A 13,303-nucleotide genomic window follows, 5' to 3' on the forward strand; every position below is an offset into this window, starting at 1 on the left:
GACGGGCCGCGGCTGGCCACGCTCGGTCGGAGTCGGTCGTGGTCGGTCGGGTCGGCTCCCGTGGCGTGGCGGGGTCAGGCCCCTGTGGTCGAGCCCGGGCGGACGATCATGAGAATGGTGACCGTGGCCCACAGCAGATTGAACACGCCCGTGAACATGGCCAGTTGGACGGTGTCGGACCGCTCCAGGACCTTGTGCGTACCGAGAGTGTGGATGAGTTCGTCCTGGCGGGGCAGGACGAAAGCCACCAGGATGCCCGCGGCCGCGGCTGTCAGGGCGATGGAGGCGGTGAGCCAGCCGCTGCTGAGAACGCCCATCGCGGCGGCAGTGGCGAAGCCGAAGACGGGCACGGCCAGGCCCATCTTGGCGTAGATGCGGCAGATGCGGTGCAGCAGCCGGACCGTGCCCAGGTCCGCCTCGCCCTCGGCGGGGGCGTGTGCTTTGCGCGCCGCGGGCGGGAACATACTGGCCGCTACGGTGACGGGGCCGATCGCGACGATGGCGGCCAGGACGTGCAGGGAGAGCAGGATCTTGGTCATCGGGTGGCGTCCGGCCGCCTGTCGGATGTGGCAGGCACCGGTGTCTCCTTTCGAGCGTGGACCGGGTGGTGCCCGCCTCACGCTAGAGAGCCGAGAGAAGATCACCCAGAGGCTGGAATGACAGATGTCAACGGATTCTCGCCATGCGGGGGCTCGGTGGCCTAGTGGCGTGGTGGCTCATTGGCTCAGCCAATAGGCCAGAGAGCGACTCGGTTATCCATCGACGTACGGGCCCGTAGCGCGTCGATGCGAACGAAGGGCATGTCGGGACTCTCTTTCGGGCGAGTCGGTCGGCGGAAGGCCGACGGAAGTCCAGCGGAAGGCCGGTGGAAGGTCAGCGGACGTGCGCGGTGAGCAGGCCGAGCGCTCCGTCCATGGCCCGGGTGTACACCTCGGCCGAGTCGGCGGCGCGGGCCAGCACATAGCCGCCCTGCAACACCGCGACCAGCGCGGTGGCCGTGGCCACCGGGTCGAGCCCGGCGTCGAGCTCACCGTTCGCCCGGCCCTCCGCGAGCAGCCCGGCCAGCCGGTCGGTGAGCCAGGCGAAGGTCTCCTCCACCGGTCGGCGCAGGTCCGGGTCCGCCATCACATCGGGGTCCTGGGTGAGGCGGCCGACCGGACAGCCCTTCAGGGCGTCCCGTTCCCGCCGCAGATAGGCGGTGATCCGCTCGACCACCGTGCCGGGGCCGCCGAACTCGGCCTCCGCCCTGCCCCTCAACTCCTGGGCGCTGCGGCCGATCGCGGCGAGGGCCAGATCGGGCTTGCCGCGGAAGTGGTGGTACATGCTTCCCTGGCCCGCCCCGGATCGCTCCTGGATCGCCTTCGGGCTCGTGCCCACATAGCCGCGCTCCCACAGCAGTTCACGGGTGCTTGCGATGAGTCGTTCCCGGGTGTCCATGGGCAGGATCTTACATACTAGTAGGTACAAAAGGAAACGCGCGGACGGCTCCCTCGGTGAGAGGATCCCGGCGTAAGTGCGCGCTGGGTCGGACCGTGGAAACCGTGGAAGGTGACGATGTACGCGATACCCCTGGGTGAGGACGGCGCGGAGCTGCGCCCGCTGGAGCCGTGGCAGGCCGAGGAGTTCCTCGCCCATATGGACCGGGGACGGGAGTTCATCGGGCGGTACATCGCGCTGGCGGACGCCGTCGCCGACCTGGAGTCGGCCCGGGAGTTCCTCCAGGGGTACGCGGACAAGGCGGCGGCCGACGCCGGGCGGATCTACGGCATCTGGACGGACGGCAAGCTGGTCGGCGGAGTCCTCTTCCGTACGATGGACGTCAACCAGGGCACCGCGGAGGCGGGTTGCTGGCTGGAGCCGTCGGCGGTGGGCAAGGGGCTGGTGACCCGGGCCGCGCGCGTGATCATCGACTGGGCCGTGGTGGAGCGGGGCATCCACCGCGTGGAGTGGTGGGCGAAAGCGGAGAACGAGGCCAGCATCGCCGTGGCCCGGCGGCTGGGGATGAAGAGGGAGGCCGTACTGCGGCAGAGCTATGTGCACCGTGGCAGCCGGTACGACATGGAGATCTGGGCGGTACTCGCACCGGAGTGGCGGGCAGGCGAAACGCCGTCCTGAGCGGCGCGCCGACCGGTGGCGGAGCAGCAGCAGCGGCGGCGTGCGGATGGCGAATGCGGTGTAGCTGATGGCCGAACGGCCGACTGGCGGTGTAGCTCACGGCCGGACGGCCGGGAAACGGCTGGGCACCGTACCGGGTCCCATAAACTCGCCCGCCGGACCGGCCCGCCCCGACGCTCACCGCCCCCGACGCTCACCGCCGTCGCCGCCCGCCACGTCGGCCCCGGCCTCGTCACCGGCAGAACCCGTGGCTGAGGGCGGAGGAGGGGGCAGTGGCCAGCGGTGAGTTCGCCGGTGAGCTTGCGGCAAGCACATGCAGATCGGCGAGGTCGCCGCGCGTACGGAGCTGTCCTTGCGCACCATCCGGCACTACGAGGAGACGGCCGCCGCCCGGAAGATCGAGGAGCTGCACCGTCAGCTGGCCCGCGCCGAGGAGTTCGCAGCCACCCTGCGCTCGCGGCTGGAGCAGACCGGGCCCGCCGCCCCCTCCTGACCGGCCCGTGGCCGCCGGGCGGGGCTCCATGGCCTCCCCGGCGAAGCGCCGACCGACCAAGGCGCTCATGCCCATGCCGTAGGGTCGGCGCCTACGCCGGGAGGCCGACGTCCGCCGTAGGCTGAATCCCGCATGTGAAGGGCAGGAGGCCGAGGTGTCCGAGACAAGGTTGACCGAGACGATGGCCGAGCTGGCCGAGCTCGCGGACCAGAAGACACGCGAGGTCAACGAGAAGCACGGTGACGATCACGGTGTGAACCTCAGCAAGCTGCGCGCGCTCGCGAAGCGGCTGAAGACACAGCAGGAACTCGCGTGCCGGCTTTGGGAGACGGATGACACCGCGGCGAGGCTGCTGGCGATCCTGATCTGCCGCCCGAAGGCGTTCGAGCGTGACGAGTTGGACGTCATGCTGCGCGAGGCGCGCACACCCAAGGCGCATGACTGGCTCGTGAACTACGTGGTGAAGAAGAACCCGCACTCCGAAGAGCTGCGTCTGGCCTGGTCAGCCGATCCGGATCCAGCGGTCGCGAGCGCCGGCTGGGCGCTGACCGCCGAACGCGTGACGAAGAAACCCGAGGGTCTCGACCTCGCGGGACTGCTCGACCTCATCGAGGCGGAGATGAAAGACGCCCCGGACCGCCTCCAGTGGGCGATGAACCACTGCCTGGCTCAGATCGGGATCGAGCACGCCGAGCACCGCGCCCGCGCGATCGACATCGGTGAGCGCCTGGAGGTGCTCAAGGACTACCCGACTCCCCCGGGCTGCACATCTCCGTTCGCGCCCATCTGGATCACCGAGATGGTGCGACGGCAGCACGATAAGACGATGGCTTGATAGACAGCCGTTTCCGCGCGTGGCGCCCGAGACGTCGGCATGTGCGCGGTGAGCACACGCTCTACACGGTGGGACACAAGCGTGGATGTTCCGGTCGCCGTCATCGCGTGAAGGTGCGCCGGTAGGCGGTGGGGGTGGTGCCCAGTGCGCGCCGGAAGTGCAGCCGCAGGTTGGCGGGTGTGCCCAGCCCGCAGTCCCGCGCCACCCGATCCACCGAGTGGTCCGTGGTCTCCAGCAGTTCCCGCGCCTTGCCGAGACGGGCGTTGAGCAACCACTGCAACGGGGTCGTGCCCGTTTCCTCGGTGAAGCGGCGCATGAAGGTCCGCTGCGAGACGCCCGCGTGCCGGGCGAGCACGCGCAGCGTGAGCGGTTCGTCGAGCCGGAGCAGGGCCCATCCCCGGGTATCGGAGAGCGACGCCTCACCGGCCGCCGCGACCGGAGCCGGTACGTACTGGGCCTGCCCGCCGTCGCGGTGCGGGGCGGCCACCAGGCCGCGAGCGATCTGGTTGGCCACCACCGCCCCCAGGTCGCGGCGGACGAGGTGCAGACACAGATCGATGCCGCAGCACACTCCGGCCGACGTGAGCACGTCCCCCTCGTCGACGTAGAGCACGTCGCGGTCGACCTTGACGGCGGGGAAGTCCCGCTCGAGGGCATCGATGTGCTTCCAGTGGGTCGTGGCGTGCAGCCCGTCCAGCACGCCCGCCGCGGCCAGCGCGAAGGTGCCCGTGCAGATCGACACCACCCGCCGGCCTTGATCACGGGCCTCCGCCAGCACGCCGAGCGCGGCCTCCGGCGGCCGGAGGAGCGGCTCGTATCCCGGCACGATCACCGTGTCGGCGGCGCGCACCTGCTCCAGGCCCCCAGCGGCGACCAGGGCGAAGCCCGCGGTGGTGGCCACCTGCGAGTCGAGCGCACACAGGGTCATCTCATACGGAGTCTCCGGCCGGGCAGTGAAGATCTGTGTCGGGATCGCCAGGTCGAGCGGGGTGACCCCGTCCAGCGCCAGTACCGCTACTCGATGCACCATGGCAAGATTCTATCGAAGCGAGGAAATTTTGCCTCTCGCCTGGTCAGGGCGGTCGCGGCCAGACTCAAAACATGACCGGACCTACTCGCGAGGCGACCGCCGACCTGATCACACTGCCCGGCACTCCGCTTGCCGACGCCGTCATGAACCTCATCCGACCGGTGGAAACGCCGTCCGTGTTCAACCACAGCGTCCGCAGCTACCTGTTCGCCCGGCTGGTGGCCGACCGGCTCGGCTTGGTCGTCGGCCACGACTACCACGACGACCTGCTTTTCGCCGCGTGCGCGATGCACGACCTGGGCGTGGCATCGGACGGCCCGCACAGTCAGCGGTTCGAGGTAGAAGGCGCCGACCGGGCAGCCGCATTCCTCGTCGACCGCGGAGTGCCCGCGGCGGCCGCCGACGAGGTCTGGCAGGCCATCGCCTTGCACACCTCCCCGGGCATCGCGGAACGCCGCGGCACGCTGTGCGTGCTCGTCCGCGAAGGCGTCGCGCTCGACTTCGGCGGCGCGCTCGGAGCCAACCACGTCGAAGCCGTCACCGACGAGCAGGCCGATGCCGTCCACGCCGCCTACCCACGGCTGGAAATGATCCGCTCACTCACCGACGCGATCGTCGCGCAAGCCGCGAAAAGCCCGAAGAACGCACCCCGGTACGCGCTTCCCGGTGAATTCCTCCGTGAACGCGAGACCTTCGGCCGGACCCGGCTGGAGCACGCCTGCCGTTCGTCCCGCTGGGGCAACTGACCCCACGGGCTCCACGACCCCCTCGACAAGGAAGCACGACCCCCCAACAAAGAACCCCCTCAACAAAGAAATGGGAAGCACCGCAATGACCGTCCACACCGTCGAGATCCCCGAGGACAACGCAGTCTTCGGGCAAACCACCAGCGCCTTCGCGAGCTTCGGCTATTCCGCCGCGGTCCGCGCGCACGGCCTCCTGTTCATCGCCGGAACGATCGGGCGCCGCGCCGACGGAACCATCCCGGACACCATCGAGGAGCAGACCGAGATCGCCATCCGGAAGATCGAGGAGATCCTTCGGCTCGAGAACCTCGACCTGTCCGCCCTCGTCGACGTCACCAGCTACCACGTCGACATCCGCCAGCACCTGCCCGGCTTCGTCGAGGCCAAACAGCGCCTCGTCCAAGCGCCCTACCCGACCTGGACGATCATCGGGGTGAGCGGCCTCGCCAGCCCGGGACTCCTCGTCGAGATCCGTGCGACCGCCGCCTACCCCGGCGACGCATCCCGATAGACCACAGCTCCTGGGCTCGGGGTCGGCCCCAAGCCCAGGAGTGGTGGTTCGCTGTTGACTGACCGTGGCCGCGCCCCCGAGCCGCTGCTCCCCGGGGCACGCCGAGCGAGCCGATCTCGAAGAGTGCGCGGGCCCCGGCGGTCTCAGCCGGACACCGCGCGCAGCGCCCCGGAGCGGCGGCCCGTCAGCCGGTCCAGCGCGGCGGCGGAGGCGTCGTCGGCGGGGATGTGCACCACCAGGCGCTGATCGTCGTCGGCGGGCAGCTCCAGCGTCTCGTACGCCAGGCGGAGTGCCCCCTCCTCGGGGTGGATGAGACGCAGGACGCCGTTCGCCCTCGGCAGACCGGGCAGGGTCGTCACCCGCTCGGTGAAGTCCGGGCCGGCGGTCACGGTCAGCTCGTCGGCGACCGCCGCGATATGGGGGTCCGCGCGGAACGGCCCCTGCTTGAGCGCGGCCACCTGGTCATCGGCGACCCGGTCCCAGTCGGGGTAGGCGGTGCGTGCCCGCGCGTCGGTGAAGATGAAGCGGACGAGGCTGGGCGGCCCCTCGTCCGCCCCGTGCGCGTCGAGGAGCCCCAGCGGCCTGGTGAGTCGCTCGTACGCCTCCGTCCAGACCAGGAGCTCGCCCAGCCCGTTGAGCAGAACGGCCGGGGCGGGCTCGAGACGGTCCAGCAGCGCCCGCACGGTGGGCCGCACCGCGCGACCGGGCACCGCCCCGCCCCGGCAGGTGAACCCGCCCTCGGCCCCCTTGGAGAGCCGGTGCAGATGGACCCGCTCGCTCGCGGTCAGCCCCAGCGCGTCGGCGAGGGCGGAGAGCACGGGCGCGGACGGCCTGCGGTCGCGCCCCTGCTCCAGCCGGGTCACATACTCCACGCTGACCCCGGCGAGCGTGGCCAGCTCGGCCCGGCGAAGCCCCGGCGTGCGGCGGCGCGGCCCGGTGGGCAGGCCCACGTCGGCGGGGGCGACGGCCTCGCGGCGGCTGCGCAGGAAGAGACCCAGCTCGTTGTCGCTCACCCCGTGAACGTAACAGCCGCGCCCGTCCGGATCGTGGCCCTGCCACTACCAGCCTCGGCCCGGCCTTCCTGGCACCCGGCAACCACGGCAGATTCGAAGGCGATCCAACGGACCCCAGCACAAGGAGAGGTGCCGAACCACCATGCCCACTGAGCCCATGAACGGTCAGCCCCGGAACGGTGAACCCCTCAACCTCGCCGTGGTCATCGGCAGCGTCCGGGAGGGCCGCTTCGGCCCGGTGGTCGCCAAGTGGTTCGCGGAGCGGGCCGAGGAGTACGGCCGCTTCACGGTGAACCTCGTCGATCTCGCCGACACGCCCCTGCCACTGGCCCTCCCGGCGGTGCCACCCGCCCTCGAACCCCGTATGGCCCGTCCCGCCGGGATGGCGGGCCTCACCCGGCGGCTCGAGGAGGCCGACGCGGTGGTCGTGGTGACGCCCGACTACAACCGCAGCTTCCCCGCCTCCCTGAAGGCCGCGATCGACTGGCACTACACGGAGTGGGAGGCCAAGCCGATCGGCTTCGTCGGCTACAGCGGAGCCAGCGGCGGCCTGCTCGCCATCGAGCAGCTCCGCCAGGTCTTCGCCGAGCTCCAGGCGCATACGGTGCGCAACGCCGTGACGTTCCCCCGCTACTACGAGCTCTTCGGCCCGGAGGGCCGGCTACGGGACCCGGAGGGCCCGAACGGCGCCGCGAAGGCGATGCTCGACGAGTTGCTGTGGTGGGGGGAACTCCTCCACGAGGCGCGCCGCGCCCGGGCCGAGGCCGCCTGAGCCGCCGCGGCAGGCTTCGCAGCGCCGGGCGGCCGAGGTGCCGCGGGCCGGCCCCCGGGATCGTCGGCGGAGACGGCTCCTTCCGCCCGGCGGGTGTGCGGTGGGCGCGGGACCTGGCCGACCTACTCCAGTCCCCGCTTTCCCGGCGCCCAGAACGGCTTGGTGAGCACCGCGCGACGGTCCCAGCCCGCCTCCCGGACGAGCACCTGCCGCACCTGCTGCACGGTACGGGCTTCCCCGGCCACGTAGGCGATCCCGCCCGGCTCGGGGGCGAGGCGTCGTATCGCGTCCGGGAGTGAAGTTGCGCCCCTGGTCAGCCAGTCGAGGCGGTCCGAGTGGGGCAGGGGCAGCCGGTCCGCGGCCGTCTCCGTCTCCACGCAGCCGGAGACGCGCGCCCCGGTCGGCAGTGCGGTCAGCATCGCGCCGAAGGCGACGGATGCCGTCTCCTCCCCGACGAAGACGTGGTGCGCGGCCTCGGGCCGGAGTGTGAACGACCCCTCGGGCTTGCCCAGGCGCACCCGCTCGCCGACCTCGACGCTCCTGCCCCACTGTGCTCCCGGTCCCGCTCCGGCGTGGTCCAGCACGCACAACTCGACGGCACCGGAGGGGTCGTAGCGCCATACGGAGTACGTGCGACGGGTCAGTCCGGAGCCGACCAGGACGCGCACCTGCTGCCCGGGGCGGACGGCGAGCCCGGCGAGGGTGTCGCCCTCGATGCGCAGTCGGCGCATACGGGCGGTGATCGGTTCGGCCTCGGTGACGGTGCCACGGAGCATCAGCAGGTCCAGGACCGGGTCCAGCAGTGTGGGCATGGGAGTGCTCCTCGGGGAACTCAAAGGCGTGCGGGGGGAGTTGGGCGGTCTCGATCAACCCGAACGCGATAGTACGCGTTCCTGGGCGGATGCGATAGTTCGCGACTTTGCGGGGTTGTGGTAGCCCATGACGATCACCGTCACCGCTGCGGCGACCAGCACTGACGGCCGGGCGCCGGGTCAGCGGGGGCGGCGGGCGACGGTGATGATCTCCGGGCTGGTGTCCGTCAGCGGCCCGCGGTCCCAGTCCCCGAACTGCTCGGCCACGACCAGCCCCGCCTCGTCCAGGAGCTCCGCCAGCGCGTCCGGGCCGAGAAACCGCAGCGTGCTGCGGCTCAGCAGGGGCCGCTCCCAGCCCCCGCCGGTGTAGGTGTGCGTGGCGGAGACGAGATCGCCGCGCACCGGCGTCTCCACCTCGCACACGCAGCGCACCACGGTCCCCGCGGAGTCCACCACCTCGCCCGAGTACCGCGTGTTCCAGTCCTCCCACTCCCGCACCAGCGGATTGCGGGTCTCGAACACGAAGCGGCCGTCGTCGGTCAGCGCCGTGGCGACCGCGGCCAGCGCACCGCGCAACTCATCGTCGCCGAGAAGCCCCTGGAAGGCGTGGCCGGTCATCACCACCAGCTGGAACTCACGGTCCCACCCCGGCGCCGAGAGCAGGTCACCGAGCACCCACTCCACATCCGGGCACTCCCGCGCCACCTCCAGCATCCCCGCCCCGGGGTCCAGTCCGCACAGCCGCCCCGTGTGCCCGTCCTCCCACGCCCTGCGCAACAGCGCGCCCGTTCCGCACCCCACGTCCAGGACGGAGCGGGCGGACATCACCAGGGGCAGGTAGAACGCGAAGTCGCCGCGCTCGTCCCAGGGGCAGAACAGGTCGTAGAGCGCGGCCAGCCGGCGATCGGAGAACTGCGTGTCCACCATGGCCGTCACGGTGCCTCTGGTCCCACCGGCCCGCAAGGCCGGGCACCGGCCAATGGTGGCGCGGGCCCGTCGTCATAGGATCGAAGGGGGCTTCTGCCGTCTCCGGGAGCTTTTGATGTCCGACTCGCTCGACCAGCGGCTGGCCGCCATCGCGCGCCACCCGTTCCGCGCGAAGTTCCATCTGCGCGGTCGTGACCTGGCCACGGCCGAGCTGAGCGGTCCGTCGACGATGCGCTGGTACGCGTACGACGTGATCGCCAAGCGGCTGGCTCCCGCCGAGCCCCGAAAAGACGGCAAGCAGACGCCTTACCGCGGCCACCCCGTCTTCGTCGCCCAGCATGCCACTGCCACCTGCTGCCGTACCTGCGTCGAGCGCTGGCACCAGATCCCCAAGGGGCGGGAGCTGACCCGCGCGGAGCGGACCTATGCGGTGGATGTGATCTGCCGTTGGATCGAACGCGAGGTGGCGGACGGCGCGCGACCGGGTCCATAAGTTTTTGCCACTCCCGGAGCCGCGCGATAAACCTCAACGGGCCCGATGGCGTCTTGATCCACAACGGACGCGCAGCAGTGTGCTCCTGATGGGCCCGGTTTCCCGGCGCCTATACGCGGCGTGTATACATGGGGCGCATACCTGCGATGTATACGTTCGACGTATACATTCCGCGTATAGATGCGGTCGCGCGCTCCTGGGACAACAGACGGAAAGGCATCCATGTACGGCAAGGCATTCGCACCTGAGTACCAGGGCTCCCTCACCACCCTGTCCGTGAACTCCTCGCTGGCCGACGTACTGGCGGCTGGCACCAAGCAGTTGCGGGCGGCCGAGCGGGGCGGCTCCCCGGGCGAGGCGGCCCGTGCGGGGCTCGCGGTCGCCGAGGCGTACCGGAGGCTGGGGCAGGTGGACGAGGCCGACCGCGAGTGGAAGGCCAGCTACCGCGCGGCCCGTGCGGCGGGTGACGTCGGAGCGATGGCGTGGGCGCTGTGGAGCGGAGGCACGCTCGCCCGGCAGCGTGGCGCGCTGGCGCTGGCGTGGCGGCTGCTCGGACTCGCGGCCGACCTCGGCGAACGCGGCGGGGACATCGTCGTCCGTGGCTACTCGCTGGCCGGGATGGCCGAGACCGGCCGCATCCAGGGCGACTACGAGGCCGTGGGCGAACTGCACGAGCGGCTCCTCGCCGAGGCGCGGAAGCGCGGCGAGGCACGGCACACCGTATGGGCGCTGGAGGGCATCGCCCAGATGCATCGCAACACCGGGTCGTACGACTCGGCCCACGCGATGTTCCAGGAGGCCGCGGAGATAGCCGCCAAGGCCGACGACCAGCGCGGACACGCATGGGCGCTGCGGGGCATGGCCGACATCGTCTCCGTACGCGACGGGGACGTGGAGCGCGCGCTGGAACTGCTCTCCGAGGCCGAACTGACCTGTCGTGAGATGAACTTGGTGAGCGCGCTGGCCTACAACCACAAGATGCGCGGCAATGTGCTCTACCGCGCGGGCCGTTACGAGGCGGCCCGCGCGATGTACGAGCAGGCGCTGGAAGAGTTCCGCGACATGAGTGAGCCGCGCGGCGAGGGGCTCGCCCGCCTCGGGCTCATCAAGTCCCTGGCGCGGCTGGGCCGCGACCGTGCCCGTACCGCCGAGGACCTGTCCGAACTGGCCGGTGAGCTGGAGCGGATCGGGCTGCGGCACGCCTGCCGGATGGTGGACCGTGCCCGGGAGGAGTTCGGTCTCACGGAGGTCATGGAGGTGGCGCTGTGACAACGGCGTTCCCCGTGCTCCTCGGGGCGGACGAGACCACCGCGACCGCGGGCGAAATCCTGGGCCGCTGCCGGGAGTTGGTGCGCCCGACGCTGGTCGGGACGGTCGGGCGGCTGCACCCCTGGGTGGCCGAGATGGCCGCGTACTCCTTCGGCTGGTGCGATGTGGGCGGCACGCCCGCCGAGGGAGCGGGCGGCAAGGGGATACGGCAGGCCCTGTCCGTGCTGTGCGCGGAGGCGGCCGGGGCATCCGGTGAGGCGGCGGTCGCCGGTGCGGTGGCGGTGGAGCTGGTGCACACCTTCTCGCTGCTGCACGACGACATCATGGACGGCGACCAGACCCGCCGCACCCGCCCCACCGTGTGGAAGGCATACGGGACCGGCCCGGCCGTACTCGCCGGTGACGCCCTGTTCGCGCTGGCCGTGGAGGCGCTGGCCGCCGTGGACGGTGCCGGAGCGGCGGCCGCGGTGCGGCGCCTGAGCGCGGCACTGGGCGACCTCGTCCGCGGTCAGGCGGACGACCTGCTCTTCGAGTCGCGCCCCTGGACCGGGCCCACGGCGGTGGGGCCGGCGGAGTACCGCACGATGGTCGAGCACAAGACCGGCGCGCTGCTCGGCTGCGCCGCCGCCCTGGGTGCCGAACTCGCCGGGGCGCCGGAGAGCACCGTGGCCGCCCTGGACCGGGCCGGACGGCACATGGGCGTGGCGTTCCAGGTGGTGGACGATCTGCTGGGCATCTGGGGCGACCCCGCGGTCACGGGCAAACCCGTCCACCGCGATCTGCGGCAGCGCAAGAAGACCTTCCCCGTGCTCGCCGCGCTGGGCGCCCGCGGCCCCGGCGCCCCGGCCGCCGAGCGGCTGGCCACGCTCCTGGAGGAGTTCCCGGACACCCCGGACGACGCCACCACACGCCGAGCTGCCGCTCTGATCGAGCAGGCCGGTGGCCGCTCCGCGGCCCTGGCGGAGGCCGACCGCCACATCGCCGCCGTGGAGACATGCCTGGCGAGTCTGCCGCTGGCGCCCCGGGCGGGCGCGGAGCTGCGCACACTGCTGGGCTTCCTCGCCCGGCGCGACATCTGACCCCGCTCGATCCGCTCCTGGAGCCGGTCGAACGTGGCCTCGTCGGTGTTCATGGCGTCGGAGCCGTCGAGGTGCTGGGAGGTCGGGAAGCGGACATCGGTGATCTCGGTATCGACGGCACGAGGGGTCGGCGCGCCCTCCTGAGGGCAGAAGGGCGAGGGAAAGCGAGCAGATGTTTCCGCGAGACGGTGTGGTCCGTAGGGAGGCCCGACCACAGCGTCACGAGAGGAGAGGGCGACAGATGACACGCATCGTGCGTTTCGCCGATGACACCGGGACCGTCCGGACCGGAGTGGCCGACGACACCGGCGGGATCCGGGCCTTCCCCGGGGCGCCGCTCATCGCCGAGCTGCTGCGGCTGTCCATGGCGGAGCTGCGGGCCCTGGTGGAGCACACCGCCTCCGGCCCGGCGGCCGCCCATGAGCGGGACGTCCTGCCGCTGCCGCCGCTGGACGGACTGATGGAGCTGTGGGCGGCGGGGGTGACGTATGAACGCTCACGCGAGGCCAGGGTGGAGGAGAGCACCGAGCAGTCGGTGTACGAGCGGATCTACGACGCCGAGCGCCCGGAGCTGTTCTTCAAATCGCCGCCCTGGCGCGTGGTGACCGACGGCGAGCCCATCGCCGTACGGGACGACTCCGAGCTGAACGTCCCCGAGCCCGAGCTGGCGCTGGTCCTCAACCGGCACGGCGAGGCCGTCGGCTATCTGGTCGCCGACGACGTCAGCTCCCGGTCCATCGAGGGCGAGAACCCGCTCTACCTCCCCCAGGCCAAGATCTACGCCGGAAGCGCCGCCGTGTCCTCCGCCATCGTGCCCGCCTGGGAGATCGAGGCCCCTGACGCGCTGGAGATCACCATGGCGGTGTGGCGCGACGGCGAGGCGGCCTATCAGGCGGCCACCTCCACGGCCGCGTTCCACCGCACCCCGCAGGGGCTGGTGGACCACCTGTGGCGCTCCCAGCCCTTCCCCGACGGCGCCGTGCTGTCCACCGGCACCGGCATCGTGCCCGCACTCGACTTCACGCTGCGCGCCGGGGACGTGGTGGAGATCTCCATCGAGGGGGTCGGCACCCTGCGCAACCCGGTACGGGCCCATCAGGCCGAACTGGACTGGCTGGTGCGGGCCATCGCCGAGCCGCTGACGCGCTGTGCCCACCGCAGCCGCTTCCCGGAGTGATCCGGGCCCGTGACGGCCATCAGCGCACCGG

General features: G+C 71.5%; 16 protein-coding genes. 10 read left to right on the top strand and 6 right to left on the bottom strand.

Going from position 1 to position 13,303, the window contains the following annotated elements; all coding sequences use genetic code 11:
- Positions 1 to 74: 74 nt before the first annotated feature.
- Positions 75 to 539: a hypothetical protein gene (locus NQU54_RS38975; protein ID WP_257635125.1), complete on the bottom strand. Its 465-nt coding sequence runs from the start codon at positions 537 to 539 to the stop codon at positions 75 to 77.
- A gap of 334 nt (positions 540 to 873) precedes the next feature.
- On the bottom strand, positions 874 to 1,437 hold the full coding sequence (locus tag NQU54_RS38980; RefSeq protein WP_257635126.1) for a TetR/AcrR family transcriptional regulator: 564 nt from the start codon (positions 1,435 to 1,437) through the stop codon (positions 874 to 876).
- Positions 1,438 to 1,554: 117 nt separating this feature from the next.
- On the opposite strand from NQU54_RS38980, the gene NQU54_RS38985 reads away from it, so the two are divergent.
- From NQU54_RS38985 to NQU54_RS38995, 3 genes are all read left to right on the top strand, one after another.
- Positions 1,555 to 2,115 carry a GNAT family N-acetyltransferase gene (locus tag NQU54_RS38985; RefSeq protein ID WP_257635127.1) on the top strand — a complete coding sequence of 187 codons (561 nt, stop codon included), beginning with the start codon at positions 1,555 to 1,557 and terminating at the stop codon, positions 2,113 to 2,115.
- Between the two features lie 313 nt (positions 2,116 to 2,428).
- Positions 2,429 to 2,608, top strand: a complete 180-nt coding sequence (locus NQU54_RS38990) for a MerR family transcriptional regulator (protein WP_257635128.1) — start codon at positions 2,429 to 2,431, stop codon at positions 2,606 to 2,608.
- A 181-nt stretch (positions 2,609 to 2,789) separates the two neighbouring features.
- Positions 2,790 to 3,443 carry a DNA alkylation repair protein gene (locus NQU54_RS38995; protein WP_257635129.1) on the top strand — a complete coding sequence of 218 codons (654 nt, stop codon included), beginning with the start codon at positions 2,790 to 2,792 and terminating at the stop codon, positions 3,441 to 3,443.
- 100 nt (positions 3,444 to 3,543) lie between these two features.
- Here NQU54_RS38995 and NQU54_RS39000 read toward each other — a convergent pair whose 3' ends face one another.
- Positions 3,544 to 4,473, bottom strand: a complete 930-nt coding sequence (locus tag NQU54_RS39000; protein WP_257635130.1) for a GlxA family transcriptional regulator — start codon at positions 4,471 to 4,473, stop codon at positions 3,544 to 3,546.
- 71 nt (positions 4,474 to 4,544) lie between these two features.
- Between NQU54_RS39000 and NQU54_RS39005 the strand changes: the two genes are divergently transcribed.
- Both NQU54_RS39005 and NQU54_RS39010 read left to right on the top strand, forming a co-directional pair.
- Positions 4,545 to 5,219, top strand: coding sequence for an HD domain-containing protein (locus NQU54_RS39005; protein WP_257635131.1), 675 nt, complete (start codon positions 4,545 to 4,547; stop codon positions 5,217 to 5,219).
- A gap of 85 nt (positions 5,220 to 5,304) precedes the next feature.
- Positions 5,305 to 5,730, top strand: a complete 426-nt coding sequence (locus tag NQU54_RS39010) for a RidA family protein (protein WP_257635132.1) — start codon at positions 5,305 to 5,307, stop codon at positions 5,728 to 5,730.
- Between the two features lie 143 nt (positions 5,731 to 5,873).
- Here the strand turns inward: NQU54_RS39010 and NQU54_RS39015 are convergent, their stop codons facing one another.
- Entirely contained in the window at positions 5,874 to 6,743 is an 870-nt protein-coding gene (locus tag NQU54_RS39015; protein ID WP_257635133.1) for a helix-turn-helix domain-containing protein, read from the bottom strand.
- A gap of 142 nt (positions 6,744 to 6,885) precedes the next feature.
- On the opposite strand from NQU54_RS39015, the gene NQU54_RS39020 reads away from it, so the two are divergent.
- Complete coding sequence (locus NQU54_RS39020) at positions 6,886 to 7,515, top strand: NADPH-dependent FMN reductase (protein ID WP_232564295.1); 630 nt, start codon at positions 6,886 to 6,888, stop codon at positions 7,513 to 7,515.
- 122 nt (positions 7,516 to 7,637) lie between these two features.
- Here the strand turns inward: NQU54_RS39020 and NQU54_RS39025 are convergent, their stop codons facing one another.
- Positions 7,638 to 8,327, bottom strand: a complete 690-nt coding sequence (locus tag NQU54_RS39025) for a siderophore-interacting protein (RefSeq protein WP_257635134.1) — start codon at positions 8,325 to 8,327, stop codon at positions 7,638 to 7,640.
- Between the two features lie 180 nt (positions 8,328 to 8,507).
- Positions 8,508 to 9,254 carry a class I SAM-dependent methyltransferase gene (locus tag NQU54_RS39030; protein WP_257635135.1) on the bottom strand — a complete coding sequence of 249 codons (747 nt, stop codon included), beginning with the start codon at positions 9,252 to 9,254 and terminating at the stop codon, positions 8,508 to 8,510.
- A 115-nt stretch (positions 9,255 to 9,369) separates the two neighbouring features.
- On the opposite strand from NQU54_RS39030, the gene NQU54_RS39035 reads away from it, so the two are divergent.
- The 4 genes from NQU54_RS39035 (at position 9,370) to NQU54_RS39050 (ending at position 13,272) form a co-directional block, all read left to right on the top strand.
- Positions 9,370 to 9,747, top strand: a complete 378-nt coding sequence (locus NQU54_RS39035) for a DUF4186 domain-containing protein (RefSeq protein WP_257635136.1) — start codon at positions 9,370 to 9,372, stop codon at positions 9,745 to 9,747.
- A 222-nt stretch (positions 9,748 to 9,969) separates the two neighbouring features.
- The gene (locus NQU54_RS39040) at positions 9,970 to 11,016 is read left to right on the top strand and encodes a tetratricopeptide repeat protein (protein WP_257635137.1); all 1,047 of its coding nucleotides are present in this window, start codon (positions 9,970 to 9,972) and stop codon (positions 11,014 to 11,016) included.
- Entirely contained in the window at positions 11,013 to 12,095 is a 1,083-nt protein-coding gene (locus NQU54_RS39045; protein WP_257635138.1) for a polyprenyl synthetase family protein, read from the top strand. Before NQU54_RS39040 ends, NQU54_RS39045 begins: the two co-directional genes overlap by 4 nt.
- A gap of 241 nt (positions 12,096 to 12,336) precedes the next feature.
- On the top strand, positions 12,337 to 13,272 hold the full coding sequence (locus tag NQU54_RS39050) for a fumarylacetoacetate hydrolase family protein (RefSeq protein WP_257635139.1): 936 nt from the start codon (positions 12,337 to 12,339) through the stop codon (positions 13,270 to 13,272).
- Positions 13,273 to 13,303 lie beyond the last annotated feature (31 nt).

It is taken from the genome of Streptomyces malaysiensis subsp. samsunensis (assembly GCF_024519315.1).
Lineage (GTDB): Bacteria > Actinomycetota > Actinomycetes > Streptomycetales > Streptomycetaceae > Streptomyces > Streptomyces malaysiensis.